Raw genomic sequence first — 25,706 nt, forward strand, 5'->3', positions numbered from 1 at the left:
CCGCTACGACTCTGTCAAAGAAAGGTACGCAAACTATGTGCGGGATCATAGGTTACACGGGCGAACGTGACGCGACAAAAGTGATTCTCAACGGGCTCGCCCGCATGGAGTACAGGGGATATGATTCGGCCGGGGTAGCGGTGCTCGAAGGGCAGGAGCTTAACGTCAGGAAAAAGCAGGGCAAGCTGCGCGTCCTGACCGAGGAGCTCAAGAAGCACCCCATAAAAGGGCACGCCGGAGTGGGCCACACGCGGTGGGCCACGCACGGGGTGCCGAACGACGTGAACGCCCACCCGCATATCGACCCGAAAGAGAACCTCGCCGTAGTGCATAACGGCATCATCGAGAACTACCAGTCCCTCAAAAAAGCCCTCAGCAAAAAAGGGTACGAGTTCGTCTCCGACACCGACAGCGAGGTGATAGCGCATCTGGTGGCGGACCTTTACAGGGGAGACCTCTGTGAGGCGGTAAAAGAGGCGACCAAGAAGCTCAAGGGATCCTACGCGATAGCGGTGGTACATAAAGGCGAACCCGGGAGGCTGGTGGGGGCCCGCAGGGACAGCCCCCTGATACTGGGCGCGGGAAAAGGCGAGAACTTCATTGCCAGCGATATCCCCGCGGTCCTGGACCACACCAAGAACATCGTTTTTCTCGAGAACAACGAAACGGTGGACCTTTACAGGGACAGTTATACCATTTACGGGGCGAAAGGGAAAAAGCTCCAGCGCCGGGCTACACAGGTCAAATGGGACATATCCCAGGCGGAGAAGGGCGGTTACAAGCATTTCATGATGAAAGAGATCTGCGAACAGCCCGAGGTGCTCAGGTCCATACTCAAGGAAAGGATAATAGGGGACGAGGTGGTCTTCGAGGAACTGGCCATCGCCAAAAACGAACTCAGGAAAATAAAAAAGATCGCGATAGTCGCCTGCGGCACGGCTTACCACGCGGGGATGACCGGTAAATACATAATCGAAGGATGCGCCAAAGTGCCCGTATGGGTAGACACATCAAGCGAGTTCAGGTACCGGGACCCTCTGGTGGACAAGGACACCCTGGTCATTGTCATATCGCAGTCGGGTGAGACAGCGGACACGCTCGCAGCACTCAGGCAGGCACAGAAAAAAGGCGCCAGGGTGCTCGCGATCTGCAACGTCCTCGGCAGCTCCATAGCACGCGAGTCCGACGGGGTGATCTACACGCACGCTGGGCCCGAGATAGCGGTGGCCTCCACCAAGGCGTATACAGCACAGCTTGCTGTTCTGTATCTTTTCACCGCCTATCTTGCGAAAATAAAGAAAAAGGACGCTCGGGGGAACGGCTCTTTTCTCAGAAGGCTTAAAAAAGTGCCCGCCATGACAGAGCGCGTTCTCGAGCACTACCATAACAGCAGGAACAAGATCGCCAAGTACGCGGCGGATTTTCACGAATATTATCTGGCGAGGAACAACAAAAGCTGTTTTCTGTACCTGGCGAGGAACATCAACTATCCCAACGCGCTTGAAGGGGCCCTCAAGCTGAAGGAGATCTCCTACATAAGCGCGGAAGGCTATCCTGCCGGGGAGATGAAACACGGCCCCATCGCACTTATCGATGAGAACCCGTGGGTCGTTTGTATAGCGCCCAGGTCGGAGACCTACGAAAAGATGCTTTCCAACATTCAGGAGATAAAAGCAAGGGGAGGACTCGTCCTCGCCATTGTCACCGAAGGCGACAGGCAACTCGACCGGGGGAACGTTGATTACATTATCGACATACCGCAGGTGGATGAGGTCTTCTCTCCCGTGCTGGTCGTTATCCCGCTGCAGCTTCTTGCGTATCATGTCGCAGAAGAATTCGGTTATGATATAGACCAGCCCCGCAATCTTGCCAAGTCGGTTACGGTGGAGTGATCTGGCCCCGCGAGGGCGTTTACTTGATCAATCATGGAATCCGGGACACTTTACATAGTGAGCACCCCAATAGGCAACCTCGAAGACCTCTCCTTCAGGGCGAAGCGGGTGCTTTCCGAGGTCGATCTGATAGCCGCGGAGGATACCCGCAAAACGGGGATACTGCTGGGGACTTACGAGATAGGCACTCGGGCCACGAGCTTTCATTCCCACAACGCGGCAAGAAAGACCCCGCAGCTGGTTGGGAAACTTCTTGAGGGAAAGAGCGTCGCCCTGGTATCAGATTCGGGAACGCCCGGTATCTCGGACCCGGGTACCGCGCTCATAGCAGCGTGCATCGATGTAAAAATACCGGTAACGGCAGTTCCCGGGCCGGCGGCTTTTGTAACGGCGCTGGTCCTTTCGGGAAAGCCGACGAACAAATTCGTTTTCGAAGGCTTTTTGTCCAATAAATCGGCAAAGAGGCGCAAACAGCTTGATGCGCTCAAGAACGAGAAGAGGACCGTCATTGTTTACGAGTCGCCGCACAGACTGAAGAGGTTCCTTGAGGATTTTCTGGAAGTGGCCGGGGACAGGCAGATAGTCCTGGCCAGGGAACTGACCAAAAAGTTCGAAGAGGTAAGAAGAGAGAAGGCCAGCGAACAGCTCCGGCATTACACGGAAAACAAGCCGAGAGGGGAGTTCATAGTTCTCTTTTAGGCGGGAGCAAGCCGTAAGTGCGTGCAGCGCTTGACTTTTTGGCGCGAGTTGTTAAAATATTCTTTCAGCTACTAATAATATACGGCTGGATAGCATCATAACGGGAGGCAAAATGCTTGAACAGACGCTGGTCCTTATTAAACCCGACGGGCTTAAAAAATCCCTGACGGGCAATATACTTACCAGACTTTCGGAGACAAAGCTTGATATAGTCGGCGCGAAAATAGTCAGGGTATCGCGCGAGCTTGCGGAGGAACATTATCAGGGGCTCCGGGACAAACCGTTTTTCGAGGACCTTCTCAAATACATCATGGGAGAATACCATAAGAAAAAAGTGATGGCGCTGGTATACTGGGGGGAGGGCGCTATCGGCAAGGTCAGGGAGCTTTGCGGCAAGACCAATCCCGAGGAAGCCGATTCGGTCTCGATCAGGGGCGCCTACGGCAGGATAACCACCGCGGGGGTATATGAGAACGTCATACACGCTTCGGCGGATCTTGAGGACGCGGAAAGGGAGATAAAACTGTGGTTTCAGCCGGACGAGATCATAGTCGACATATACCCGGTGACCGAGACGGAAGAAAAGCTGAAAATCAACAGGTGGGCTTGAGGGCCCGAAAAGGATGATGCGGACATGATCAGATCCATGACGGGATTCGGCAAGAGCAGCAAGAAGACGCCCTACGGGGAGATAACGGCCGAGATAAAAACCTTGAACCACAAGAGTCTCAGCATAACGTGCAACCCCATGAACGGGTTTTTCCTTTTGGAGGAGAAAGCAAGAAAGGTCCTTGAGAAAAAGATATGCCGGGGGAAAGTATTCGTCAGGATAACCAGGGAGAACATTCCCGGACAGAAGAGCCTGCAGAAGATCCAGGTCAACGAAAAGATAGCTCGCGAATATGTAAGGAAGATCAAAAAGGCGCAGAAAGATATAGCTGTCAAAGGCGAGCTGGAGATAAGGGACCTGCTCTCTTTCCCCGGGGTCGTGGAAACAGGCACGCACCATAACGAGGAGACCAAACTCTGGCCGCACATACGCGAGGTTCTGGAAAAGGCGCTTGATAAGCTTGTCGACTTTCGCGATAAAGAAGGCGCGCAGCTTGCCAGGGATTTCAAGTCGCGCCTTGGCAAGATCCGCAGGAACATGCGCCGGATAAAAAAACACGAGAAAAAAAGCGTTGCCGATTTCCGCAAAAAGCTCAAGGACGCCATCAAGGACCTGGAAGCGGAACAGATGCTTGACAGAGAAAGGGTCGAGAACGAGGTCGCCGCCTTCGCCAAGAACTGCGACATAACCGAGGAGGTCACCCGCATGGAGGGCCACCTCGACGGATACGAGGACCTTTTGAAGAGCCCGGAGCACGATGTCGGGAAGAAGCTGGATTTCATAGCCCAGGAAATGCAGAGGGAAGCCAATACCATAGGCGCCAAGTCGAGCAGCTTCAAGATATCCAAATCCGTTATCGAGGTTAAAAGCGAGATCGAAAAGATGCGAGAACAGATAAGGAACGTGGAATAATTCTGATGGCCAGGGAACCGCTAATAATAATAGTTTCAGCCCCTTCGGGCAGCGGCAAGACAACCCTGGTTGACCGCCTCCTGGAAAGGACAGAAGGCATAAAAAGATCGGTCTCCTGCACGACAAGACCGCCCAGAGAAGGAGAGAAGGACGGGGAAGATTATTTTTTCCTGTCCGAAGAAGAGTTCGAAAAAAGCATCGAGGAGGGCCGGATGCTCGAGTGGGAGAAGAACTTCAAGCATTATTACGGCACTCCCAAGGCGCAGGTAGAGGAGGCGGTCCGAAAGGGAGAGGACATCATCCTCAGCATCGACGTCAAGGGCGCAAAGGCCGTTAAAAGACTTTATCCCGGGAGTCTGAGCATTTTCATCATGCCTCCGTCGATGAAAGAGCTGCGCGAAAGGCTTTTGAACAGGAAGACCGAAGAAGAAGAACAGATTTCAATGAGACTTAACCAGTCGGAAGAAGAGATAAAGGCCGCGGACGAGTACGATTATCTTGTGGTCAACGATGACCTGGAAAAAGCGGTGGGGGAACTGAGGCAGATAATAGAAACCGCCCGGGAGCGGGCGACTTAAAAAGGAAAAGGTGAAATGTACATATCAAGGGACAAGCTTATGAACGAAGTAGGAAGCGTATACAAACTGTGCAATCTTGCCGCTATGAGAGCGATGGAACTCAACGTGGGCATGAAAAAACTGGTGGAAGCCAATCCCAAGGAAAAGGTGACAACGGTCGCTATCCGCGAGATAGCCGAGGGAAAAGTCAAGATAAAACCCTTCGAGGGGAAAGAGAAATGAAGAAGAACATCCTGCTCGGTGTCACAGCCAGCATAGCCGCGTACAAGGCCTGCGAGATCATCGGCCTTCTGCGGAAGAAGGGTTACGGCGTCCGGTGCGTCATGTCGCCCGACGCAGAGAAGTTCGTGACGGAGCTTACCCTGGAGACACTTACCCGGCAGAAGGTCGTAACGGGTCTTTTCCGCGGGACAGGAGGGATGAACCCGGTGCATATCTCGCTGGCCGAAGAGGCCGACCTGATCCTCATAGCGCCGGCAACGGCGGATATCATAGGGAAGATAGCCTCGGGAATAGTCGATGACGCACTTACCTGCACAGTATGCGCATCGGACGGGCCGGTGCTTTTCGCCCCGGCGATGAACGACAAAATGTTCGCCAACCCCATCGTGCAGGGGAACATTGAATCTCTCCGCGGGTACGGCTATCACTTCGTGGGACCTGCCGAAGGGCGCCTCGCCTGCGACAAACAGGGCAAAGGACATCTTGCTCCCCTGGAGAAGGTCGTCGAGAAAGCGGAACAATTACTTTCCAAATAGCCGGGAGCATGCGGTGCACGCAGAGACGAAAGAACCCCTTAAAATACTGATCACCGCCGGGTCGACGGTAGAGCCGATAGACCCGGTTCGGTATATCTCAAATCGTTCCACGGGAGCGGCCGGGTACAGCCTGGCAAGAGCGGCCGTTAAAAGGGGCTGGCGGGTTTGCCTTATAACGGGACCGGCAGGGATGGACGCGCCGGAAGGAGCCGAACTGGTCCGCATTGAGACCGCCGAACAGATGAAGGATGAGGTCCTGGCAAGGGCGGGGGAAGCCGATTGCCTTATAATGGCCGCGGCGGTTTGTGACTTCCGGCCCGAGAGGGCGGCCAGGGAAAAGATAAAAAAGACGCAAGGCCGCCTCAAGCTGGAACTGGTAAAGACGCCGGATATTCTCAGCTGCGTGGATGAACGGCCCGGGTTCATTAAAGTAGGTTTCGCTTTGGAGACAGAGAAGACCGCCGAGAACGCGCGGGGGAAACTCACCGCCAAGGGCCTGGACATGGTGATCGCCAATACCGCCGGCGGGGGGAAAGATCCCTTCGGAGAGGGCCGGGGCAGAAAGTTCGATTATATCATTATCGGCAAGGACCTTGAAGGGGCCGAGCTGAAGGCTGTGACAAAGGAAAAAATGGCCGAAGAGGTGCTTGACAGGGTGCAGGGGCTTATATGAACGTAAAAAACCATAAAGGATTTACTCTGGGAGAGGTCATGATGGTGCTGGCCATTGTCATACTAGTGACGGCTCTGATGTGGCCTTTCATAAGCTACAGCAACCAGCGCCTGGCGAAGATAACCTGTTCCAACAACCTCAGGAAGATAGGAAGGGCTTTATATATTTACGCGATAGAGCACGAAGGACAATTTCCCCCGGCGATAAAGACCCTTTACGATGAAGAGTACCTTGCCGATGAGAGGCTCATGGACTGCCCCGCGAGCAAGGCCCAGGGGACGACATCTTCTTCCGATTATATTTATACCGCGGGCCTTACGGTAAGGAGCCCGTCACGGGCCACGCTTCTCAGGGACAAGCAGACAAGCCATACCGGCGGAGGGATGAACGTGCTCTTTGTTAACGGTGCAGTGGACTGGGTGGAAGAATAAGGATCTTTTTCAGTGATCCCCGGGAAAGACGATTGACATTTAATCGGGTGTATGATAATTTAACTGTTTACTATAACTGGTAATAGTGCCTATATTTAGGTAAATGAACCCGTTATTGAGCATGTATGCTCCAGGGCGCGGTGGCCGAGTAGATAGGCAGCGGTCTGCAAAACCGCGTACACCGGTGCGATTCCGGTCCGCGCCTCCACTAAAACCAGAGAGTCCCTACGGTTCTTTAAGGGGCGAGTGGCGGAACTGGCAGACGCAAAGGACTTAAAATCCTTCGGTTGAATAAACCGTGAGGGTTCGATTCCCTCCTCGCCCACCATAAGTGGGAAAGAGAGGCAGGTATAATCAGGGTGCCGGGAATTTTGATGAATTGGCGCCCGTTTTATGGTAATCTTTTACTGATAGAGATCGGGTGGGCGGTTAGCTCAGTTGGTTAGAGCGCCACGTTGACATCGTGGAGGTCACAGGTTCGAATCCCGTATCGCCCACCATTTTTCAACACGGGACACAGAGGGCTGTGTCTTTTTGCGCTTAGAGAACATGGCAAAGAAAACGGACATTAAACTTGATAAGATACGCCACAGCGCGGCGCATGTGATGGCGGACGCGGTAAAAAAACTTTACCCCGGGGTCAGGCTGGGAATAGGCCCCGCGATAGAGGACGGGTTCTACTATGACTTTGATTTTACCGGCTGTGAGAATCCCCCGGGTGAGGACTCCGCGAGTTTCTCCCTGAGCCCGGAAGACCTGCCGGAGATCGAAAAAGAGATGAAAAGGATCATAAAAAAGGACCTCCCTTTCGAAAAGAAGGTAGTAGGCAAAAAAGAAGCCGCCGGCATCCTGAAGGAAGAGGGCGAGACCTACAAGATGGAAATGCTCGAAGAGCTTCCCGAGGACGAGGAGATAACACTTTATTTCCACGGCGATTTTTTTGACCTGTGCCGGGGGCCGCACATAGACAGAACGGGCCAGATAGGCGCCTTTAAACTGCTTTCGCTGGCGGGCGCTTACTGGAAGGGGGAGGAGTCCAACCCCATGCTGCAGAGGATATACGGAACGGCTTTTGAGAGCCGTGAAGAGCTGGATGAGTTCTTGCGCCTCAGGGAGGAGGCCCAGAAAAGGGACCACCGGAAACTGGGCAGGGAACTGGAACTGTTCAGCTTCAGCGAGCGCATGGGAGGCGGGCTTGTTCTTTATCATCCGAAAGGCGCCATGCTGAGGCGGATAATAGCCGATTACATAACCGGCAAGCACCTGGAGAAGGGATACGAACTTATTTCGAGCCCGCACATAATTAAGAGCGATATCTGGATACAATCCGGCCATTACGACTACTACAAGGAGAACATGTACATCTTCCAGAGCGAGGGCCAGGAGTTCGGGGTAAAGCCGATGAACTGTCCCGGGCACATACTCGTTTACTCCTCCAGGACCAGGAGCTACCGGGATCTGCCCATAAGGTATTTCGAGCTGGGTACGGTCTACCGTCACGAGAAGTCAGGCGTTCTCCACGGTCTTTTGAGGGTGAGGGGTTTTACCCAGGATGACGCCCACATATTCTGCCTGCGCGAACAGGTGGAGTCGGAGGTCATGCAGGTCATAGACTTCGTTGACGAGACGCTCAAGGTTTTCGGTTTCAGCCAGTTCGAGATAGAGCTTTCCACTCGTCCTGAAAAGTTCATAGGCACGGAACAGGACTGGGAGGAAGCCACCGGGGCTCTTAAGAAGGCTCTTGAGACCAAAGGCCTGGAGTACGACATAAACGAGGGTGACGGCGCATTTTACGGACCCAAGATCGACATCAAGCTCACTGATGCCTTGGGCAGGTCCTGGCAATGCGCGACCATACAATGTGACTTCGCTCTGCCGGAGAGGTTCGACCTCAAATACGTCGACCAGGACGGGCAGGAAAAACGGCCCATCGTGCTTCACCGGGTCATACTGGGTAGTCTGGAACGCTTTATAGGGGCGCTTATCGAGCATTACGGAGGGGATTTTCCCCTGTGGCTGGCACCCGTGCAGGTCAAGGTGATACCCATAACCGAAGAACAGACCGATTACGCGCGGGAACTGGCCGGAGAACTTCACGGGAGAGGTTTCCGTGTGGAGATAGATGAAAGAGACGAAAAGATGCAGAAGAAAATAAGGGATGCAGAGCTGGCAAAGATCCCTTACATGGCCGTGGTCGGAAAGCGCGAGAAGGCCGATGGCACGGTCTCTCTCAGAAGCCGTAAACAGGGAAAAATGGGAGTTATGGATACTGGGGACTTCCTGGGTCTGCTGGGCCGCGAGACGGAACAGAAGAAATGACCCGCCGCCGGCAGAAGCGCCCGGAATAAACTACCAAGGAGGCAGACATCGCTTACAGCAAAAAGCCACGATTCAACAGGAGGAAAAGATACGAGGACCAGACCAGGGTGAACACCCGCATAAGGGTGCCCAAGATAAGGCTGGTCGACGAGGACGGAGACCAGAAAGGCGTGGTGGACACAAAAGAAGGACTGGACCTTGCCAGGGAAAGAGGGCTTGATCTTGTGGAAGTGTCCCCCAACTCCGATCCGCCGGTTTGCCGGATAATGGATTACAGCAAGTACAAATACGAGCAGGAAAAGAAAAAGAAGTTGGCCAAGAAGAAACAGCATGTGACGCACCTTAAGGAAATAAGGTTCAAGGTCCGGATAGAAGAACATGATTACCAGGTAAAACTGAAGCATATAAAAGAATTCCTTGAGAAGAAGGACAGGGTGAGGGTTTCGCTCAGGTTCAGGGGCAGGGAAATGGCGCACAAGGAACTGGGCAGGGAACTGATGCACAGGATAGCGAACGATGTCGCCGCCCTTGGCGAGATGGAGTCCGAACCCAAACAGATGGGCAGGACCATGTCGATGACGCTGGTGCCCAAAAGCGGATAGAAGAAGACCTCCCCTCGGGGAGCGAAAAAAGACACAAAAGAGGAGAAAAATGCCTAAACTGAAGACGAATAAAGGAGCGAAAAAACGCTTTAAGATCACAAAGACCGGCAAGGTCAAACGGCGAAAGGAAGGGGCCCGGCATATTCTTACCAAGAAGACGCGTAAAAGAAAGCGCTCTCTTAAGAAGGCCACGACCGTGGACAAGACCATGGAGAAAAAGGTCAAGAACCTTTTGCCGTATGAGTGAGCCGGCAAAGACTGAACTGAAGGAGAAAAAATGTCCAGAGTAAAACACGCGACAAGTTCGCATAAAAGAAGAAAAAAGACCCTGAAGGCGGTAAAGGGCCAGCGTGGCGCCAGGTCAAAGCTCTACCGTACGGCTAAGGAAGCCGAGCGTAAAAGCATGGTAAACAGCTATGACGGCAGAAAACGCAAGAAAAGGGATTATCGCGCCCTTTGGATTACCCGCATAGCCGCAGCCTGCAAGCAGGAAGGCATTTCCTACAGCAAGTTCATCTCGGGGCTTAAAAAGGCCAAGATCGAACTTAACAGGAAAATACTAGCCGATCTTGCCGCCAACGATAACCGCGGGTTTAAGGCGCTCGTAAAACAGGTAAAACCGTAAAGACCGACGAATGGGAAGGTTCACCCCTCCGCAACTGTTGATACTTAGTTTTCTGGGGGCCATACTTATTGGCACGGTACTTCTGTCCTTGCCCGCGGCGACCTACGGGCCGGGAAGGCTGAGCATGGTGGACAGCCTGTTCACCGCTACCTCGGCCACCTGTGTTACCGGCCTTGTGGTCAAGGATACCGGAGGCTATTTCACGACCTTCGGAAGATGGGTGATATTCGCCCTCTTCCAGGCGGGAGGACTGGGCATAATGACCTTTTCCACCCTTTTCGCGGTACTTCTGGGCCGCAGGATCGGTTTCAAGCAGACAGATATAATAAGAAGCACCCTAGACAGGCATAACATCCTGGGCCTCAGGAAACTTGTAATGTACATCCTGTCCATCACCCTGGCCTTCGAGGCGGTCGGTGCGACCTCTCTTTTCCTGCGGTGGAAAGCGACCACCGACTGGGGTACGATGGAGATCTTTGAGAAAGCGGTGTTCCATTCGGTCTCGGGGTTCTGTAACGCGGGGCTTTCCCTTTTCCGGGATAGTTTTACCAGGTTCGAGAGCGATCCGGTGATAAACCTGACGATGATGTTCCTCATTTTTTTCGGGGGCATAGGGTTCATCGTTATAATGGACCTTATTAAGTTCTTTTCCTCAAAAGGCGTGAAAAGACGGGTGAGCCTGCAGTCAAAGGTCGCCCTTACGGTCTCGGCCGTGCTGATAATCGCCGGCGCGGTGCTTCTTCTTCTGTTCGAGAAGGATAACCTTATGAGGGCGATGACCTGGCCCGAAAGGGCATGGGGAGCTTTTTTCCAGTCGGTGACCGCAAGGACCGCGGGGTTCAATACTCTTCCGATCGCCAAACTGGCGACGCCGTCTCTTATATTCATAATATTCCTGATGTTCGTCGGGGCTTCGCCGGGATCGACCGGCGGCGGCATCAAGACCTGTACTTTCGCGGTTATCTTTTCGATGGTCATCAACATGCTCAAGAACAAGCGCAGGGTAATGCTTTTCGGGCGCTCCATACCCAGACAGGTCATCAGAGAAGCGCTTGTCATTTTCTTCCTTGCGCTTGTGTGGGTGTTCGGCGCGACGATGGTGCTCACCTATCTCCAGGGAGGGCGGGGATCTTTCATCAAGAGCCTTTTCGAGGTGACTTCGGCTTTCGGTACCGTAGGGCTTTCTACCGGGATAACCCCCGGGCTCAATGACTTGAGCAAGCTCTGCATAACCGCGACCATGTTCGCCGGGAGGGTGGGGCCCTTGACGCTGGCTTTAGCCGTGGCTTTCAGGGAGAGAAAGGACAATTTTGTTTTTCCCGAAGAGAACCTCATGGTAGGATAAGAGGGGGAGGTATCAAATGAAACAGTTCGCAGTGATAGGCCTGGGCAGGTTCGGCGCCAGCGTGGCGCGCGCGCTGGCCAACAAGGACCAGCAGGTCCTAGCGATAGACAGGAACGAGGAATATGTTCACGACATGATGGACATAGTCACCAAGGCGGTTTGCCTGGACGCGACCGATGAAAAAGCGGTAAGGAGCGTCGGGCTCCAGGACGTGGACGTGGCCATATGCGGGATAGGCACGGACATCGAGTCCAGCATACTCATAACACTTCTTTTGAAGGACCTGGGGATACCCGAGATAGTATGCAAGGCCATAAGCGTCCAGCATAAAAAGGTGCTTGAGAAGATCGGGGCCACCAGGGTGGTGCTCCCGGAAAGGGACATGGGCGACCGGCTGGCGGACACGCTTATATCCACTTCGGACAAAATACTCGATCACATAGGTCTTACCGGCGACTCCAGCATAATAGAGATACTGCCTCCGGAAGAGTTCGTGGGCAAGACACTCAGGGAGCTTGACATTCGCGCCAAGCACGGAGTGAACGTGATAGCCATCAAGAAGAAGGTCTTGCAGGCCGAGGGAGATCAAGCCCAGGAAAAAGAGACGATAAACGTCACGCCTCAGGCGGATGACGTTGTCGCCTCGGGCGACATACTGGTGGTTTTCGGCCAGAACGATAAGATAGACGAACTTAAGAAGAAGGCCAAGGAGGAACAAGTTTAGCTCAGGGGGATAGATGGATATATTAAGCAGGCTTGATGACATAAAAAAGGATTTCAAGGCGGAACTTGCTGCCGCGGCCGGGGAGAAGGCTCTTGAAGAGGTAAGGATAAAATACACAGGACGCAAGGGCGAACTTACGCGCATACTCAGGAGCCTGGGGGACCTTTCCCCGGAGCTCAAAAAAGAGGTGGGGAAAAAGGCCAATATACTCAAGAAGGAGTTCGAGGAGGCGATCTCCTCTTCCCGCGAAGAGGCGCAGCAGATAAAGGCGAGAAAGAAGCAGGAAGGGATCGATGTTACCCTGCCCGGGATAACCGAGCGGCTCGGCTCTCTTCACCCGATAACCCAGACCATGGAAAAGATAAACGACATCTTCGTCTCGCTGGGTTTCCGGATAGCCGAAGGCCCGGAGATAGAGACGGAGTTCTACAATTTCGAGGCTCTTAACATACCGCTGGACCATCCCTCAAGGGACGCTTTCGACACTTTTTACATAGAGGGGGAGAACCTCCTCAGGAGCCACACATCCAACGTCCAGATACATGTCATGCAGACCCAGCCGCCCCCGGTGCAGGCGATCATGCCGGGCAGGGTCTACAGGCCTGACACCGTCGATGCCACGCATTCGTTCATGTTCCACCAGGTGGAAGGTCTGATGGTGGATGAGGATGTAACCTTCGCGGACCTGAAAGGAACGCTTTCGATGTTCTGCAAGAGTATGTTCGGGGAAGAGATCCGGATGCGCCTCAGGCCGCACTTCTTTCCTTTTACCGAACCCAGCGCGGAAGTGGACATCTCCTGCATAATGTGCAAGGGCAAGGGCTGCAGGGTCTGTTCGGGCAACGGCTGGCTCGAAATACTGGGCGCGGGCATGGTAGACCCCAAGGTTTTCGAGGCGGTGGGGTATGACGCAGGCAAATACACCGGGTACGCTTTTGGCATGGGGGTTGAAAGGATCGCCATGCTGCAATACGGTATAGACGACATCAGGCTTTTTTACGAGAACGATATCCGGTTCCTTAATCAGTTCAGATAGAAATAACGGGGAGAGGAAGATGAGGCTAAGCTACAACTGGCTGAAAGAATATGTAGACGTCCATGCCGGGCCACGGGACCTGGCCACCGGGCTTACCATGTCAGGCTCGGAAGTGGGCCAGATGGAGGAGCGCGACGGGGACGCGGTAATGGAGCTTGAGATAACCACCAACAGACCCGATTGTCTGAACATCGTGGGTCTGGCAAGGGAAGCTTCGGCGGTCTTTAACCGGGACCTTAACGTGCCGCGGGCTGAAATATCCGAAACCTCCCAAGAGAGAATGGATATGGAATGCCGGATAAAGGCACCCGGCAAATGCCCCAGATACACGGCCAGGATAATAACCGGTATAACCGTCAAACCCTGCGGCGATAAAATAAGAAGACACATAACCTCGGTCGGCCTTCGGGAAGTGAACAACATTGTCGACGTGACCAATTTCTGTTTAATGGAACAGGGACAGCCCCTGCATGCATTCGACCTGGATAAACTTGAAGGCGGCAGAGTGATCGTCAGGGAGGCCGCCAAGGGAGAGAAGATAACGACCATAGACGGTGAGGAAAGAGAACTTGAAAAAGGCATGCTTGTCATAGCCGACGCGAAAAAACCCGTAGCCATAGCGGGGGTCATGGGCGGGAAAGAGACCGAGGTCACCGAAAGCACCAAGAACATACTCGTTGAAAGCGCCTATTTCGATCCGGTATCGGTAAGGAGGACCGCGCACGCTCTGGGGCTTTCTACCGACTCCAGTTACCGTTTCGAGCGGGGCGTGGACAAGGGCATGATCAAACCAGCGTCTGACAGGGCCGCCGAGCTCATCGTGGAGGAGGCGGGAGGCGACATAGGCGCTTTCTTTGATGAGGGCGCCCTTGAGGTGGAGACCCCCACCATAAAGTTCGATATGGCCAGGGCGGGCCGCATACTCGGCATTCCGCTTGAAACCGACCAGGTCGAGAACATTTTCCGCAGGCTGGGCATCACCGTGAACGAAAAAGACGAAAACATCCTTACCGTGACCGGCCCGAGCTTCAGGGAGGATATAACAAGGGAAGTGGACCTGATAGAGGAAGTGGCCAGAATATATGGTTACCACAATATACCGGCCAGGGTAACAAAGCTCGTTCCCCAGGTCACTAGGAAGCAGCACCAGAGAAAGGTTCTGGAAAAGCTCAGGACCATACTGGCCGCCAGAGGCCTTAACGAGATCATGACCTACAGCCTTGTTAGCCGGGAAGCGGTAGAAAGGTTCCGGGCGATATCCGCTGATGAGGTGGGACTTTTCAATCCGGTTTCGGAGCAGCACAGGTTCCTGACGCCGCATCTTGCCGATGGGATGCTGAGGTCCGTTGCCTGGAACGTGAACAGGGGCAACCGGGACCTGGGGCTTTTCGAGCTGGGTAAGAGATATTCCCGCGAAGGCAAGGGTAAATACTCCGAATCACTTACCCTTTGCGTGGGCCTTACCGGCGATCTCAGGAAGAACTGGGAGGAAGGTGACCGTAAAGCGCATTTTTTTGATATAAAAGGCATGATAGATACCGTTTTCACGGGCTTCCGCCTTGAGCCTGCCTACGAACGCGCAGAGATCGAGTCTTTCGAAAGCGCAACGGAAGTAAAGATCACCGGGGAAAAGGCGGGCTTTATCGCCGAATGTGGAAGGAGCGTTCTGGATAAGTATGATATTGAACAGCCGGTGTTCATCGCCCAGATAAGGCTGGACGGTCTTATCAAGAACACTGACCTCGCGCATCATTATCGTTCCATCCCGCGGTTCCCGTCCTCCACGAGGGACGTTTCCGTGCTTTGTGAAGGATCGCTCCCGGCAAGGCAGATATATGACGCCATCCTGGAGTCGGGGGAGGAGCTCATCCGGTCGGCAGAACTGGTTGACGTGTATACCGGCGAGCAGGTCGAAGCCGGTAAGAAGAGCCTTACCTACAGCATTGAGTACGGACTCGACACCCGCACCCTCAAGGACGAGGAAATAGATTCTGTGCATTCCAGGGTCAAGGACCATATCAGAAAAAAACTGGGCGTGGCATTCCGTTGACAGCAAAATGGATTGATAGGTGTTTAGCGCAGTGATATAATAAAGGTGAGAATACCTGTTGGGCCCGTGAAGCGGATTTGAGAAATTAAGCCAACACTTAATGAATGGGAGCCTGGCTCTGGCCTTCCCTTGGGATCGTCAGGAGGGTGCCCACCTGGGATTACCAGGCTATAATTCTCTTTCGCACACGGCTTGATGGGACCAAGGGCCGGACACGATCCGGCCCTTGTTTTTACCCGGAGGAAGAACCTAATATGGACCTTTTTGAAAAAGAAACCGGACCTGAGGTCCAAGAACCGCTCGCGGCCAAAATGTGCCCGCGCAAGCTTGAAGAGTTCGTCGGCCAGAAGCACATAATAGGCCCGGGAAAGCTTCTAAGAAGGGCTATAGAGGCCGACAGGCTCACGTCCGTCGTTTTTTACGGCCCTCCCGGAACAGGCAAGACCGCTCTCGCCCTGGTCATATCCAGAAGGACCGGGGCCCGGTTCGTAAGGCGTAACGCCGTATCCAGCAACGTCAGGGAAGTGAGGCAGATAGCCGAAGACGCCTCCCGCCAGAAAAAACTCACCGGAAGGAGAACGATCCTTCTGCTGGACGAGATACACCGGTTCAACAAGGCCCAGCAGGACGTCCTTCTTCCCGAGGTCGAATACGGCAACATCCTTCTTATAGGGACAACGACGGAGAATCCGTTTTTCACGGTCAATTCCGCGCTTCTTTCCAGGAGCCAGGTGTTCGAGTTCAAGCCTCTCCAAGAGGAGGACATAAAAAGGATCTTGCTTCACGCGGCAGACGACAGTGAAAGGGGCCTGGGAGGAACAAATCTCAAGATCCAGGAGGAGGCACTTGATCATCTGGCGCGTCTTTCCGACGGTGACGCCAGAAAAGCTCTGGGGGCCCTTGAAATAGCCGCGCTTACCACCAGGCCCCGGAAGGACGGGACGGTAAGGATAAGCCTTGAAGAGGCCGAAGACTCCATTCAGAAGAAAGCGGTTGTTTACGACCGCGACGGGGACGCTCATTATGATGCCGCCAGCGCTTACATCAAGAGCATGAGGGGATCCGATCCTGATGCGGCGCTTTACTGGCTGGCCAAGATGATAGTGGCCGGGGAAGACCCGAGATTCATTGCCCGCAGGCTTGTTATCTGCGCCTCAGAGGATGTGGGTAACGCCGATCCCCGGGCGCTCATACTGGCGAACGCCGCCATGCAGGCCGCGGATTTCGTGGGGTTCCCGGAGGCGAGGATACCTCTGGCGCAAGCCACGGTATATGTTGCCTGCGCGCCTAAAAGCAATTCCTCCTACATGGCCCTGGAGAAGGCCGTAAAGGATATCGAGAACGAAAAGACCCAGGAGGTGCCCGACCATCTCAAGGATGCCAGTTATCCGGGCGCCGCCAAGCTCGGGCGCGGGGAAGGATATAAATATGCCCATTCCTACGATGACCATTATGTGGAACAGGATTACATGAGAAAGTCCAGAAAGTATTATTCCCCCGGCGAGATCGGATATGAAAAAAGGATGAAGGAGTGGCTCGGCGCCTTAAAAAGCAAAAAGAGCGGGAAGAATAAAAGTGCGGAATAAGGCCATAGCTTTGATATCGGGAGGGCTCGACAGCCTGCTGGCAGCGCGGATCGTGAAAGATCAGGGGATAGGGGTCCTCGGGGTCGTTTTCATAATGCAGTTCGCTTCACGGGACCTGGAGGGATTCAAAACACGCGTTGAAGAGGCCGCTGGCGAGGCGGGGATACCTGTCAGGTTCGTGGATATTTCAGGGGATTTCCTCAAGGTGCTCCGCAGGCCTGAACACGGATACGGCGCTAACATAAACCCGTGCATAGACTGTAAAATACTTATGCTGCGCAAGGCCAAAAAGATAATGCAAGAAGAAGGCGCGCGTTTCGTCCTGACGGGGGAGGTTCTGGGCGAAAGACCCATGTCCCAGAGAAAAGCGGCGCTGGATATAATCGAAAAGAGGTCCGGCCTTAAGGGCAGGTTGCTGAGACCGCTTTCGGCCAGGCTCATGAAAGAGACCGAACCCGAGAAGGAAGGCATAGTTGAAAGAGAAAAACTCCTGGACATAAGGGGGCGTTCCCGCGAAGCGCAGCTTGCCCTTGCCGGAGACTACCGGATAACGAAGTTCTTTTCCCCCTCCGGGGGGTGTCTGTTGACCGATCCGGTCTTTTCCAGGAAGATAGAGGACCTTGTAAGAACAGGCACCTTCAGGAAGGATGAGATATCCCTGCTTAAATACGGCAGACACTTCCGTCTGGACGGCCAGACCAAGGTGATAGTGGGCCGTAACGAAAAAGAGAACGACAAGCTTCTGGAACTGAAAAAACGCTCCGATATGGTGTTCCGCCTTAAGGATAAGGCCGGGCCATACGCGCTGTTACGGGGGGAAACCTCGCGAGCCAACATCGAAAAGGCGGCGTCCCTTGTTCTGGGGCATTCCAGATATAAGAAAAAGAGCGGCATGCAGGTGGAATACTGGTCAGGCGGGGTGGATATAAGAACGATCCCGGCCAGGACCATAAACAGGGATAAGATCGACAAAATAAGGATATAGCACTCTCATGAAGGAAAAAGGGACCGTGATAAAAAAAGAGAAGGACCAGGCCGTTATCGAGATCCAGTCCGATGAAGCCTGCTCCAAATGCTGCTCCTGCGGGGGCGCTCATCCCCGCCGCCTGACGGTTTCCGGGCAGGAGGCGGAAAAGCTCGCGACCGGGCAAAAAGTAATGGTCGAAATGGAAGAAGCGATGATGCTGAAGATCTACGCCATGGTCTACGGCCTGCCCCTGGCGGTTTTTGTGGTAACCGTTATAATAATCCATTATCTGACATCTTCACCGGGGATAAGCTTTTCCCTGGCATTGGCAGCGACGGTCCTGGCGTATTTGCTGGCTGGCGCGCTGATAAGACGGGAAAAGGGGTTTTCTCCTACCGTTACCGCGCTGGAATAGCCAAATCTGCCAATTTCCCCGGAGCGGATCAAAAAGTGAAGAATGTTGACTTTAACGCTAGGGTATAGTAACATCAAAACTTCCGAACAAAAGGGAGATGAACATGGAAGATAAGGTAAAAGAAGCCATCGATAAAATACGTCCGGTATTGCAAAGGGACGGGGGCGACATCGAGCTTCTGGCGGTGGATGGGGGCACGGTAAGGGTTCGTTTAACCGGAGCCTGCGCAGGATGCCCGATGAGCCAGTTCACCCTCAAGGCTGTGGTGGAGCAGACTCTTAAGAAAGAAGTGCCGGGAGTTGAAAAAGTAGTGACCGAATAAAACCTCCAGGGAGATGACTTGATGAATCTGACCACGCGGTCTTCTTACGGCGTGAGAGCGCTTGTAAGCCTGACAGTCATGAACGGGGCGGCGTGCCCGGTATCTATCAGGGAGATAGCCGAGCTTGAAGGAATATCGGATATTTATCTGGAACAGATCTTCAGCACCCTTAAGAAGAGCGGTATTCTCAGGAGCGTGCGGGGTCCCAAGGGGGGATACAGCCTTTCCCGGGACCCCGAGAGGGTGAACGTCTACCAGATAGTGAAGGCTCTTGAAAAGAGGTCTTTCCCAAGCAGGTGTCTGACGGGCAGGGACGGTTGTTCCAGCTGCACCATGTCAGCCAGCTGCGTATCAACCGAGGTCTGGGCGGAGCTGGAAAAATACATGAAAAATGCTCTTGAGAAGTTCTCCTTAAGGGACCTTGCCGAGAAAAAGACGGAAAAACTGTCCTCAAAAGTGCCCCGAAATCCTTCCGGGGCAACCAAGGGTTAGTAAAAACAAAAGCAGTTAGGTTTATTTAATATATTAGTGTATAATATTATGAAAGATAACGGGAAGAACGAAATAAAACAGCAGAAAGCGGAGGTTAGAAAACAGATAACCGGGCGTTTGCGAGATCAGGACCCTTCGGTGCGGGAAGAAAAAAGCAGGATAATCCAGCAGAAACTTCTTACCACAGAAGAGTTCGCGCTCAGCAAGACGGTCATGACATATGTTTCACTGCCTTCTGAAGTGAGCACCGATTACTTTATAGAGGAGGCATTGAAACTCGGAAAGAGGGTGGCGGTCCCTTATATTGGACCGAATAAGGAAAAACTAATAGCTTCGCAGCTTGTGGCAATAGAAAGTCTGGAAGATGGACCTTTCGGGATACGACAACCGAAAGACGGACCGGCCAGGAAAATATCCTTAAAGGAGATAGAACTCGTCGTGGTACCTGCAATAGCTTATGACAGAACGAACATGAGGCTGGGAAGAGGAAAGGGTTTTTACGATCGTTTCCTTTCCAGCGGGGACCTGCGTTCGGCGAAAAAGATCGGGCTGGCTTTCAGTTTCCAGATAGTTGATTCCCTGCCCTCAGATGACCACGACCTGGCGATCGACCGGGTCATAACCGACCAGTCTAGCTGACATATCGCCGGAGGGGGAGAATCCTGTTCCGGTCGACCGAGCCGCAACCGCCCTTACAAATAGAAAGGGAGGTTAGAGATGGGCAATAGCAGTTTTTGGACGTACTTGGGTTTTTCGATCCTTGGCGGCGTATTTTTCTTTTTTCTTGGATATGTTCTCAGGAAATACACCGCGAAAATGAAGGTGAAACGCGCCGAGGATAAAGCCAAGACCATCATAAACAATTCCAAGGTGGAAGCGGAAAGGCGCAAAAGGGAATCCATCCTCGAGGCGAAAGACCTTTCCCTCAAGATGAGGGCCGAGTTCGAGGAGGAATCCAAAGAGAGGCGCAAAGAACTACTGGCGCTGGAGAAAAGGCTTCTTCAGAAGGAAGAGAACATAGACCGCAAGGTCGAGCTCATCGAGCAGAAGGAAAAAGAGCTCGAGAAAAGAAAAGAGAAGCTGAGGAACAAGTACGAGGAGATAGACCAGAAGAAGAACGAACTGGACCAGCTGGTCCAGGAAGAGAAGACGCGGCTTCAGAAGATATCCGGCATGAGCAAAGACCAGGCCAAAAGCATGCTCATAAGCAAAATGACCACTGAGGCCAGGGCCGATGCGGCCTACGAGATAAAGAGGGTCCAGGAGGAATCGCGCGACAAGGCCGATAAGGAAGCGAGAAAGATAATCGGGCTCGCTATACAGAAGTGCGCCGTCGACCATACCGTGGATACCACCGTTAGCGTAGTTAACCTTCCCTCGGAAGACATGAAGGGAAGGATAATCGGAAGGGAAGGAAGGAATATCCGCGCTCTTGAGATGGCTACCGGAGTCGATGTCATAATAGACGATACCCCGGAAGCGGTGATAATATCGGGATTCGACAGGCTGCGTCGCGAGATAGCCAGGATATCCCTGGAGAGACTGATAGAGGACGGACGGATCCACCCAGGGCGGATAGAAGAAGTGGTAGCCAAAGTGAAGAAGGAAATGGAAGCCACGATCAAGGAAGAAGGCGAGAACACCCTTCTTGACCTGGGGATACACGGGGTACATACCGAAGTGGTCAAGCTCCTGGGCAGGCTCAAGTTCCGCACCAGTTACGGACAGAACGTTTTGCAGCATTCCAAGGAGACCGCGTACCTGATGTCCGCCATGGCCAGCGAACTGAGGCTTGACGCGAACCTGGCCAAACGCATAGGGGCTCTTCATGACATAGGCAAAGCTGTTTCGCACGAGATGGAGGGCACGCACGCGCAGCTGGGCGCGGAGCTGGCGAAAAAATACGGGGAACCGGACATAGTCGCCCACGCCATAGAGGCGCACCACGGCGACGTGGAACCCAAGACGCTTCTTGCCGTGCTCGCCCAGGCCGCGGATGCCATAAGCGCCGCCAGGCCGGGCGCCAGGAGAGAGACCCTGGAGTCCTACATAAAACGGCTGGAGAACCTGGAGGCGATTGCCAACGAGTTCGAAGGGGTGGAGAAGACCTATGCCATACAGGCGGGACGTGAAATACGCGTCATAGTGCAGCCGGAGAAAGTGGATGACGCCAGTACCGCCGTGATGGCGCAGGAGATGAAGAAGAAAATTGAAGCGGGTCTGCAGTATCCCGGCCAGATAAAGGTCGTGGTTATACGGGAGACCAGGTCCATAGAATACGCGAAATAAAGAAGCGGGCGCGATGAAGGTTTTTTTCATTGGTGACATAGTGGGCAGTCCCGGCAGAAAAGCCCTGGAGAAGATGCTCAAGTCTTACCGTCAGGAGCAGGGGATAGATGCCGTGGTGGCCAACGGCGAGAACGCCGCCGGAGGCAGCGGCCTTACTCCCGCGATAGCGGAGGAGCTATTTTCCTCGGGGGTGGATGTCCTTACTTCCGGCGATCACGTCTGGAAGAAAAGGGAGATCTACGATTATCTGGAGAGGACCGACCGGCTGGTCAGGCCTGCCAATTATCCGAAGAACGTTCCCGGCAAAGGGTCGACAGCCGTGGAAGTCCGTAATGGCCAGACGATAGGAGTGATAAATATAATAGGCAGGGTTTTCATGGATGCGGTGGACTGTCCTTTCGACAGGGTGCGCGAAGAGATCGAAAAGCTCCGCCAGAGGACACCTGTCATAATAGTGGACATGCATGCCGAGGCGACCAGCGAAAAGGTTGCCATGGGATGGTATCTTGCCGGGGCGGTGAGCGCCGTCATAGGTACGCATACCCACGTGCAGACCGCGGATGAGAAGATCCTGCCGGGCGGCACGGCCTATATCACTGATTGCGGGATGACAGGACCCTTTGATTCGGTCATAGGCAGGAAGAAGGAGCAGATAATAACCAGGTTCATAACCCAGCTTCCCACGCGGTTTGAACTCGCTTCTGAGGGGATTGAGGTCCACGGCGTTATCGTGGACATAGACGCTTCCACGGGCAAGGCCCGTAAAATAGAACGCGTCCAGTATAAAGTATAATGGAAGAACCCCGGATCTATACAGTAACGGAATTGACGAAGGATATCAGATTCGTACTGGAGGATACTTTCCATGAAGTATGGATCGAGGGTGAGGTTTCGAACCTGACGGTGTCGGCGGCGGGACATGCCTACTTCAGCCTGAAGGACGAATCGAGCCTCCTTAACTGCGTGCTCTTTAAAAGTAACGGTATTCGGCTGGGTTTCTCGGCCGAGGACGGGATGAGCGTTCTGGCCAGGGGGCGCGTAAGCGTTTACGATAAGAGAGGGCAGTACCAACTCTACGTCACCAGAATGGAACCCCGCGGAAGGGGCGCTTTACAGGTCGCCTTCGAGCAGCTTAAGGCCAGGCTACAGAAAGAGGGGCTTTTTAACGAAGAGCACAAGAGGCCCATACCTTTTCTGCCCGCCCGCGTGGGGGTCGTGACCTCCCCGACCGGGGCGGCTATAAGGGACATCCTTAAGGTGTCAAAAAGGCGCTATAATAACATCGAGATCACACTGCGCCCGGTGAAAGTGCAGGGCGAGGATGCCGCCGGCGAGATAGCGCGCGCTATAAGGGAGCTCAACGAATTCAACGAATGGATAGCATCCTCTGGGGCAAAAGAGCATCCGGTCGACGTCATGATAGTAGGAAGGGGCGGGGGCAGCCTGGAGGACCTCTGGGCATTTAATGAAGAGCCAGTGGCAAGGGCCATATACGATTCGGATATACCGGTAATAAGCGCCGTCGGGCATCAGATAGATTTTACGATATCGGATTTTGTGGCCGACTGCCGGGCCGCTACCCCCTCGCATGCCGCGGAGCTGGCGGTACCGACCAAGGAAGAGCTTAGCGGGAGGATCAGGCAGCTGGGAGGGATACTGTACTCGGCGGTCAACGGCATGATAGACCGGTTCCAGAGAGAGGTGCTCTCACTCAGGAGCAGTTACGTGCTTCGAGCGCCCATGAACGTATTCCTCCAGATGGAGCAGAGAGTGGACGAATTGGCAAGGTCTGCCGCCTCCTCTATAAAGCACCTCTGCCAGATGCGCCGGGCCCGGCTGGGTGCGGCAGCTGGCAAGCTCGAGGCATTAAGCCCGCTGGCTGTCCTCGAAAGAGGCTACAGCATAACCTTTAAGGGAAAAGATGTAATAAAAAAGGCTTCCGACCTTGCCGAAGGGGATCTTATCAGGACGGTCTTCGCCTCCGGGAAGGTCGCCAGCAGGGTCGAGAAAATAGAAAAACAGACCAAGGAGAGATAGATGAAGGAAGTTCCTTTTGAAAAAGCCCTTGAAAAACTGGAAAAAATAGTGGAAGAGCTGGAAACGGGAGACCTGTCGCTGGACGCTTCGCTCAAGAAATACGAGGAAGGGATAAAGCTGGCACGGTCTTGCCAGAAGAAACTGGAAAAAGCGAAAAAGAAAATAGAGGTTCTTGTCAAAAAGGACGAGGACCTGTTCCAGACCCAAGAATTCGATGAAGAAGATGAAGAATAAACATTCCCCGGGCATCCTTGGCAAGATAACCTCGCCCAAGGACCTGAAGGGCCTTAATAGGGCTGAGCTGGTAACGCTTGCCGAAGAGATACGGCACAGGATCATGCAGGTCACCTCCAGTAAAGGAGGGCATCTTGCCGCGAGCCTGGGGGCTGTGGAACTGGCCGTTGCTCTGCATTTCTGTCTGGAGAGTCCCAGGGATAAGATTATCTGGGATGTGGGCCATCAGAGTTACGCGCACAAGCTTCTTACCGGGAGGGAGAAGATATTTGACACGCTCAGGGAAATGGGAGGGTTGAGCGGATTTCCCCGTGCGGATGAAAGCGAACACGACCCTTTCACGAACGGGCACAGCGCGACATCCATTTCGGCGGCTCTCGGGCTGGCCAAGGCGAGGGACCTTAAAGGGGAAGATCACAAGGTGGTGGCTGTTATAGGTGACGCTTCCCTTTCCACGGGCCTGGCTTTCGAGGGGATGAATAACGCCGGGCACATGAGGACGAACCTCATAGTCGTGCTTAACGATAATGAGCATTCCATTTCAAAGCCGGTCGGTGCCATGAGCAGGTATTTGAACACCGTGATCACGAACCCGCTATATAACAAGGTGCGGGAGGAGGCCGAGAAGGTGGTCAAGGGTATTCCCAAGCTGGGCCCCGCCGCGTATAAGACCGTCAAGAAATTCCAGGAAGGTCTTAAGAACCTCCTGGTGCCGGGGATACTTTTCGAGGAGCTCGGCTTCAGGTATTTCGGGCCCGTGGACGGGCATGATATCGAGCAACTCGTGGATATTTTCAAAAAGATATTCACGCTCAGGGAACCGGTGTTCATTCACACGGTGACCAAGAAAGGCAAGGGTTACTGGTTCGCCGAGGCCGACCCCGAGAAATTCCACGGGGTGGACAGTTTTGACATCAAGACCGGAAGGACGGGTGTAAGCCGGAGCCGAGAGAAGTCCTTCACCGAGCATTTCGCGGTCAAAATGGAAGAATGCGCCAGGAAGGACAAGGATATCGTTGCCATCACGGCGGCCATGCCGGACGGAACGGGGCTGCGCCGCTTCGCCGAACTTTACCCGGAAAGGTTCTTTGACGTGGGGATAACCGAGCCGCACGCTGTGACCTTCGCCGCGGGTCTTTCCAGGGGCGGGATGATGCCGGTAGTGGCCATATATTCCACCTTTCTGCAGCGTTCTTACGATCAGCTCATCCATGATATCGCGCTTCAGGACCTGCCTGTAGTACTGTGCGTTGACCGGGCCGGTCTGGTGGGCAAGGACGGCCCCACACATCACGGGGTTTTTGATATAGCATATCTGCGCAGTCTGCCGAATTTCACAGTAATGGCCCCGAAGGACGGTGAAGAGCTCGGGAGGATGCTGGAAAAAGCGCTGGAATGGCGAAAGCCGGTAGCGATAAGGTATCCCCGTTCCAGGACAAGACAGCTTGTAAGCCCTTCCAGCTGCAGCGCCCTGGAGACAGGAAAGGCCGAGAAGCTCCGTTCGGGAGGGGACCTGGCGATACTGGCCATAGGCAGCATGGTCAATACCGCGCTTGCTGCGAGCGAAGTGCTTTCAAAAAAAGGCATAGAGGTATCTGTCGTCAATGCCAGGTTCATCAAGCCCCTGGACAAAGAGATGCTGGAAGATGTTTTCAGCAATGCCCGTAAGGTAATAACCCTTGAGGAAGGCGTGGTTAACGGTGGTTTCGGCAGTGCCGTCCTGGAATTTGCCGAAAGGGAGAACATAAAGAATATCCGGGTAAGGTGCCTGGGGCTGCCGGACGAATTCATAGAACACGGTGAAAGGGACGAGCTGTTGAGGAAATATCACCTTACCCCGGACGAGATAGCAGGTATAATAGAGAGCGAATTAAGGCAGGTATGATGGAGGCAAAGAAGATCACCCTGGAAATAGACATTGAAAGATGCAAGGGATGCGAGCTCTGTGTGAACATATGCCCGTCGGGCGCGCTAAAGATGTCCGAGAACCTCAATAAGCGCGGGATACGCTACGTAGTGCTTGACCAGGCGGAGAAATGCACGGGATGCGGTTTCTGCGCTCTGGTCTGCCCAGACTGCGCGATCACGATACGGGAGAAAGAATAGTCCG

General features: G+C 53.8%; 29 protein-coding genes and 3 tRNA genes. All 32 read left to right on the forward strand.

The features are described from left to right. Nucleotides 1-35: 35 nt before the first annotated feature. Nucleotides 36-1,892 carry a glutamine--fructose-6-phosphate transaminase (isomerizing) gene (gene glmS / locus GF409_06945; protein ID MBD3426949.1) on the forward strand — a complete coding sequence of 619 codons (1,857 nt, stop codon included), beginning with the start codon at nucleotides 36-38 and terminating at the stop codon, nucleotides 1,890-1,892. A gap of 33 nt (nucleotides 1,893-1,925) precedes the next feature. Then, nucleotides 1,926-2,591 carry a 16S rRNA (cytidine(1402)-2'-O)-methyltransferase gene (gene rsmI, locus GF409_06950; GenBank protein ID MBD3426950.1) on the forward strand — a complete coding sequence of 222 codons (666 nt, stop codon included), beginning with the start codon at nucleotides 1,926-1,928 and terminating at the stop codon, nucleotides 2,589-2,591. 112 nt (nucleotides 2,592-2,703) lie between these two features. After that, a complete protein-coding gene (locus GF409_06955; protein MBD3426951.1) occupies nucleotides 2,704-3,201 on the forward strand; it encodes a nucleoside-diphosphate kinase in 498 nt (165 codons plus the stop codon). 24 nt (nucleotides 3,202-3,225) lie between these two features. After that, nucleotides 3,226-4,113, forward strand: coding sequence for a YicC family protein (locus tag GF409_06960; GenBank protein MBD3426952.1), 888 nt, complete (start codon nucleotides 3,226-3,228; stop codon nucleotides 4,111-4,113). A gap of 5 nt (nucleotides 4,114-4,118) precedes the next feature. Beyond that, nucleotides 4,119-4,691, forward strand: a complete 573-nt coding sequence (locus tag GF409_06965; GenBank protein ID MBD3426953.1) for a guanylate kinase — start codon at nucleotides 4,119-4,121, stop codon at nucleotides 4,689-4,691. A gap of 15 nt (nucleotides 4,692-4,706) precedes the next feature. After that, nucleotides 4,707-4,913 (forward strand): DNA-directed RNA polymerase subunit omega, encoded by a 207-nt coding sequence (gene rpoZ, locus GF409_06970; GenBank protein ID MBD3426954.1) that lies wholly within the window; start codon nucleotides 4,707-4,709, stop codon nucleotides 4,911-4,913. Beyond that, a complete protein-coding gene (locus GF409_06975; GenBank protein MBD3426955.1) occupies nucleotides 4,910-5,449 on the forward strand; it encodes a phosphopantothenoylcysteine decarboxylase in 540 nt (179 codons plus the stop codon). The genes rpoZ and GF409_06975 overlap by 4 nt, the downstream gene beginning before the upstream one ends. Continuing rightward, on the forward strand, nucleotides 5,313-6,122 hold the full coding sequence (locus GF409_06980) for a hypothetical protein (protein ID MBD3426956.1): 810 nt from the start codon (nucleotides 5,313-5,315) through the stop codon (nucleotides 6,120-6,122). Before GF409_06975 ends, GF409_06980 begins: the two co-directional genes overlap by 137 nt. Next, nucleotides 6,119-6,553, forward strand: coding sequence for a hypothetical protein (locus GF409_06985; GenBank protein MBD3426957.1), 435 nt, complete (start codon nucleotides 6,119-6,121; stop codon nucleotides 6,551-6,553). Before GF409_06980 ends, GF409_06985 begins: the two co-directional genes overlap by 4 nt. 134 nt (nucleotides 6,554-6,687) lie before the next feature. Continuing rightward, nucleotides 6,688-6,761, forward strand: a tRNA-Cys gene (locus GF409_06990). Between the two features lie 32 nt (nucleotides 6,762-6,793). Further along, nucleotides 6,794-6,881 (forward strand) — tRNA-Leu (locus GF409_06995). Between the two features lie 95 nt (nucleotides 6,882-6,976). Further along, nucleotides 6,977-7,053: transfer RNA gene (locus GF409_07000), tRNA-Val, on the forward strand. 49 nt (nucleotides 7,054-7,102) lie between these two features. Further along, nucleotides 7,103-8,872, forward strand: coding sequence for a threonine--tRNA ligase (thrS, locus tag GF409_07005; GenBank protein MBD3426958.1), 1,770 nt, complete (start codon nucleotides 7,103-7,105; stop codon nucleotides 8,870-8,872). Between the two features lie 47 nt (nucleotides 8,873-8,919). Then, nucleotides 8,920-9,474, forward strand: a complete 555-nt coding sequence (locus tag GF409_07010) for a translation initiation factor IF-3 (GenBank protein ID MBD3426959.1) — start codon at nucleotides 8,920-8,922, stop codon at nucleotides 9,472-9,474. Between the two features lie 49 nt (nucleotides 9,475-9,523). Beyond that, nucleotides 9,524-9,721, forward strand: a complete 198-nt coding sequence (rpmI, locus tag GF409_07015; protein ID MBD3426960.1) for a 50S ribosomal protein L35 — start codon at nucleotides 9,524-9,526, stop codon at nucleotides 9,719-9,721. A 30-nt stretch (nucleotides 9,722-9,751) separates the two neighbouring features. Then, a complete protein-coding gene (gene rplT, locus GF409_07020) occupies nucleotides 9,752-10,099 on the forward strand; it encodes a 50S ribosomal protein L20 (protein ID MBD3426961.1) in 348 nt (115 codons plus the stop codon). A gap of 10 nt (nucleotides 10,100-10,109) precedes the next feature. Then, the gene (locus GF409_07025; GenBank protein ID MBD3426962.1) at nucleotides 10,110-11,444 is read left to right on the forward strand and encodes a hypothetical protein; all 1,335 of its coding nucleotides are present in this window, start codon (nucleotides 10,110-10,112) and stop codon (nucleotides 11,442-11,444) included. Between the two features lie 16 nt (nucleotides 11,445-11,460). Continuing rightward, complete coding sequence (locus GF409_07030) at nucleotides 11,461-12,168, forward strand: TrkA family potassium uptake protein (protein ID MBD3426963.1); 708 nt, start codon at nucleotides 11,461-11,463, stop codon at nucleotides 12,166-12,168. A 13-nt stretch (nucleotides 12,169-12,181) separates the two neighbouring features. Next, nucleotides 12,182-13,204 carry a phenylalanine--tRNA ligase subunit alpha gene (gene pheS, locus GF409_07035; protein ID MBD3426964.1) on the forward strand — a complete coding sequence of 341 codons (1,023 nt, stop codon included), beginning with the start codon at nucleotides 12,182-12,184 and terminating at the stop codon, nucleotides 13,202-13,204. Between the two features lie 19 nt (nucleotides 13,205-13,223). After that, on the forward strand, nucleotides 13,224-15,254 hold the full coding sequence (locus tag GF409_07040) for a phenylalanine--tRNA ligase subunit beta (GenBank protein MBD3426965.1): 2,031 nt from the start codon (nucleotides 13,224-13,226) through the stop codon (nucleotides 15,252-15,254). Between the two features lie 254 nt (nucleotides 15,255-15,508). After that, a complete protein-coding gene (locus tag GF409_07045) occupies nucleotides 15,509-16,840 on the forward strand; it encodes an AAA family ATPase (protein ID MBD3426966.1) in 1,332 nt (443 codons plus the stop codon). Next, nucleotides 16,830-17,825 (forward strand): DUF814 domain-containing protein, encoded by a 996-nt coding sequence (locus GF409_07050; GenBank protein ID MBD3426967.1) that lies wholly within the window; start codon nucleotides 16,830-16,832, stop codon nucleotides 17,823-17,825. Before GF409_07045 ends, GF409_07050 begins: the two co-directional genes overlap by 11 nt. A gap of 7 nt (nucleotides 17,826-17,832) precedes the next feature. Beyond that, entirely contained in the window at nucleotides 17,833-18,222 is a 390-nt protein-coding gene (locus GF409_07055) for a hypothetical protein (protein MBD3426968.1), read from the forward strand. A 103-nt stretch (nucleotides 18,223-18,325) separates the two neighbouring features. Next, complete coding sequence (locus GF409_07060) at nucleotides 18,326-18,544, forward strand: NifU family protein (protein ID MBD3426969.1); 219 nt, start codon at nucleotides 18,326-18,328, stop codon at nucleotides 18,542-18,544. Nucleotides 18,545-18,565: 21 nt separating this feature from the next. Then, complete coding sequence (locus GF409_07065) at nucleotides 18,566-19,036, forward strand: Rrf2 family transcriptional regulator (protein MBD3426970.1); 471 nt, start codon at nucleotides 18,566-18,568, stop codon at nucleotides 19,034-19,036. Nucleotides 19,037-19,084: 48 nt separating this feature from the next. Next, nucleotides 19,085-19,675, forward strand: a complete 591-nt coding sequence (locus tag GF409_07070) for a 5-formyltetrahydrofolate cyclo-ligase (GenBank protein ID MBD3426971.1) — start codon at nucleotides 19,085-19,087, stop codon at nucleotides 19,673-19,675. A gap of 78 nt (nucleotides 19,676-19,753) precedes the next feature. Further along, nucleotides 19,754-21,325 (forward strand): ribonuclease Y, encoded by a 1,572-nt coding sequence (rny, locus tag GF409_07075; protein ID MBD3426972.1) that lies wholly within the window; start codon nucleotides 19,754-19,756, stop codon nucleotides 21,323-21,325. A gap of 13 nt (nucleotides 21,326-21,338) precedes the next feature. Further along, nucleotides 21,339-22,118 carry a TIGR00282 family metallophosphoesterase gene (locus tag GF409_07080; protein MBD3426973.1) on the forward strand — a complete coding sequence of 260 codons (780 nt, stop codon included), beginning with the start codon at nucleotides 21,339-21,341 and terminating at the stop codon, nucleotides 22,116-22,118. Then, a complete protein-coding gene (locus tag GF409_07085; GenBank protein MBD3426974.1) occupies nucleotides 22,118-23,362 on the forward strand; it encodes an exodeoxyribonuclease VII large subunit in 1,245 nt (414 codons plus the stop codon). Before GF409_07080 ends, GF409_07085 begins: the two co-directional genes overlap by 1 nt. Continuing rightward, the gene (locus tag GF409_07090) at nucleotides 23,363-23,596 is read left to right on the forward strand and encodes an exodeoxyribonuclease VII small subunit (GenBank protein ID MBD3426975.1); all 234 of its coding nucleotides are present in this window, start codon (nucleotides 23,363-23,365) and stop codon (nucleotides 23,594-23,596) included. Beyond that, entirely contained in the window at nucleotides 23,586-25,481 is a 1,896-nt protein-coding gene (gene dxs / locus GF409_07095) for a 1-deoxy-D-xylulose-5-phosphate synthase (GenBank protein MBD3426976.1), read from the forward strand. Before GF409_07090 ends, dxs begins: the two co-directional genes overlap by 11 nt. Next, the gene (locus GF409_07100) at nucleotides 25,478-25,702 is read left to right on the forward strand and encodes a 4Fe-4S dicluster domain-containing protein (GenBank protein ID MBD3426977.1); all 225 of its coding nucleotides are present in this window, start codon (nucleotides 25,478-25,480) and stop codon (nucleotides 25,700-25,702) included. The genes dxs and GF409_07100 overlap by 4 nt, the downstream gene beginning before the upstream one ends. Nucleotides 25,703-25,706 lie beyond the last annotated feature (4 nt).

Source organism: Candidatus Omnitrophota bacterium, assembly GCA_014728045.1.
Taxonomy (GTDB): Bacteria; Omnitrophota; Gorgyraeia; order Tantalellales; family Tantalellaceae; genus WJMH01.

Coding starts and splice junctions, on each gene's coding strand:
- GF409_07085 (MBD3426974.1), top strand. CDS start 22,118: ATGGAAGAACCCCGGATCTATACAGTAACGGAATTGACGAAGGATATC.
- pheS (MBD3426964.1), top strand. CDS start 12,182: ATGGATATATTAAGCAGGCTTGATGACATAAAAAAGGATTTCAAGGCG.
- rpmI (MBD3426960.1), top strand. CDS start 9,524: ATGCCTAAACTGAAGACGAATAAAGGAGCGAAAAAACGCTTTAAGATC.
- rplT (MBD3426961.1), top strand. CDS start 9,752: ATGTCCAGAGTAAAACACGCGACAAGTTCGCATAAAAGAAGAAAAAAG.
- GF409_07060 (MBD3426969.1), top strand. CDS start 18,326: ATGGAAGATAAGGTAAAAGAAGCCATCGATAAAATACGTCCGGTATTG.
- GF409_06975 (MBD3426955.1), top strand. CDS start 4,910: ATGAAGAAGAACATCCTGCTCGGTGTCACAGCCAGCATAGCCGCGTAC.
- GF409_07070 (MBD3426971.1), top strand. CDS start 19,085: ATGAAAGATAACGGGAAGAACGAAATAAAACAGCAGAAAGCGGAGGTT.
- thrS (MBD3426958.1), top strand. CDS start 7,103: ATGGCAAAGAAAACGGACATTAAACTTGATAAGATACGCCACAGCGCG.
- GF409_07045 (MBD3426966.1), top strand. CDS start 15,509: ATGGACCTTTTTGAAAAAGAAACCGGACCTGAGGTCCAAGAACCGCTC.
- rsmI (MBD3426950.1), top strand. CDS start 1,926: ATGGAATCCGGGACACTTTACATAGTGAGCACCCCAATAGGCAACCTC.
- rny (MBD3426972.1), top strand. CDS start 19,754: ATGGGCAATAGCAGTTTTTGGACGTACTTGGGTTTTTCGATCCTTGGC.
- rpoZ (MBD3426954.1), top strand. CDS start 4,707: ATGTACATATCAAGGGACAAGCTTATGAACGAAGTAGGAAGCGTATAC.
- GF409_07065 (MBD3426970.1), top strand. CDS start 18,566: ATGAATCTGACCACGCGGTCTTCTTACGGCGTGAGAGCGCTTGTAAGC.
- GF409_07055 (MBD3426968.1), top strand. CDS start 17,833: ATGAAGGAAAAAGGGACCGTGATAAAAAAAGAGAAGGACCAGGCCGTT.
- GF409_07040 (MBD3426965.1), top strand. CDS start 13,224: ATGAGGCTAAGCTACAACTGGCTGAAAGAATATGTAGACGTCCATGCC.
- GF409_06955 (MBD3426951.1), top strand. CDS start 2,704: ATGCTTGAACAGACGCTGGTCCTTATTAAACCCGACGGGCTTAAAAAA.
- GF409_06965 (MBD3426953.1), top strand. CDS start 4,119: ATGGCCAGGGAACCGCTAATAATAATAGTTTCAGCCCCTTCGGGCAGC.
- glmS (MBD3426949.1), top strand. CDS start 36: ATGTGCGGGATCATAGGTTACACGGGCGAACGTGACGCGACAAAAGTG.
- GF409_07090 (MBD3426975.1), top strand. CDS start 23,363: ATGAAGGAAGTTCCTTTTGAAAAAGCCCTTGAAAAACTGGAAAAAATA.
- GF409_07025 (MBD3426962.1), top strand. CDS start 10,110: ATGGGAAGGTTCACCCCTCCGCAACTGTTGATACTTAGTTTTCTGGGG.
- GF409_07080 (MBD3426973.1), top strand. CDS start 21,339: ATGAAGGTTTTTTTCATTGGTGACATAGTGGGCAGTCCCGGCAGAAAA.
- GF409_07030 (MBD3426963.1), top strand. CDS start 11,461: ATGAAACAGTTCGCAGTGATAGGCCTGGGCAGGTTCGGCGCCAGCGTG.
- GF409_06985 (MBD3426957.1), top strand. CDS start 6,119: ATGAACGTAAAAAACCATAAAGGATTTACTCTGGGAGAGGTCATGATG.
- GF409_06960 (MBD3426952.1), top strand. CDS start 3,226: ATGATCAGATCCATGACGGGATTCGGCAAGAGCAGCAAGAAGACGCCC.
- dxs (MBD3426976.1), top strand. CDS start 23,586: ATGAAGAATAAACATTCCCCGGGCATCCTTGGCAAGATAACCTCGCCC.
- GF409_07100 (MBD3426977.1), top strand. CDS start 25,478: ATGATGGAGGCAAAGAAGATCACCCTGGAAATAGACATTGAAAGATGC.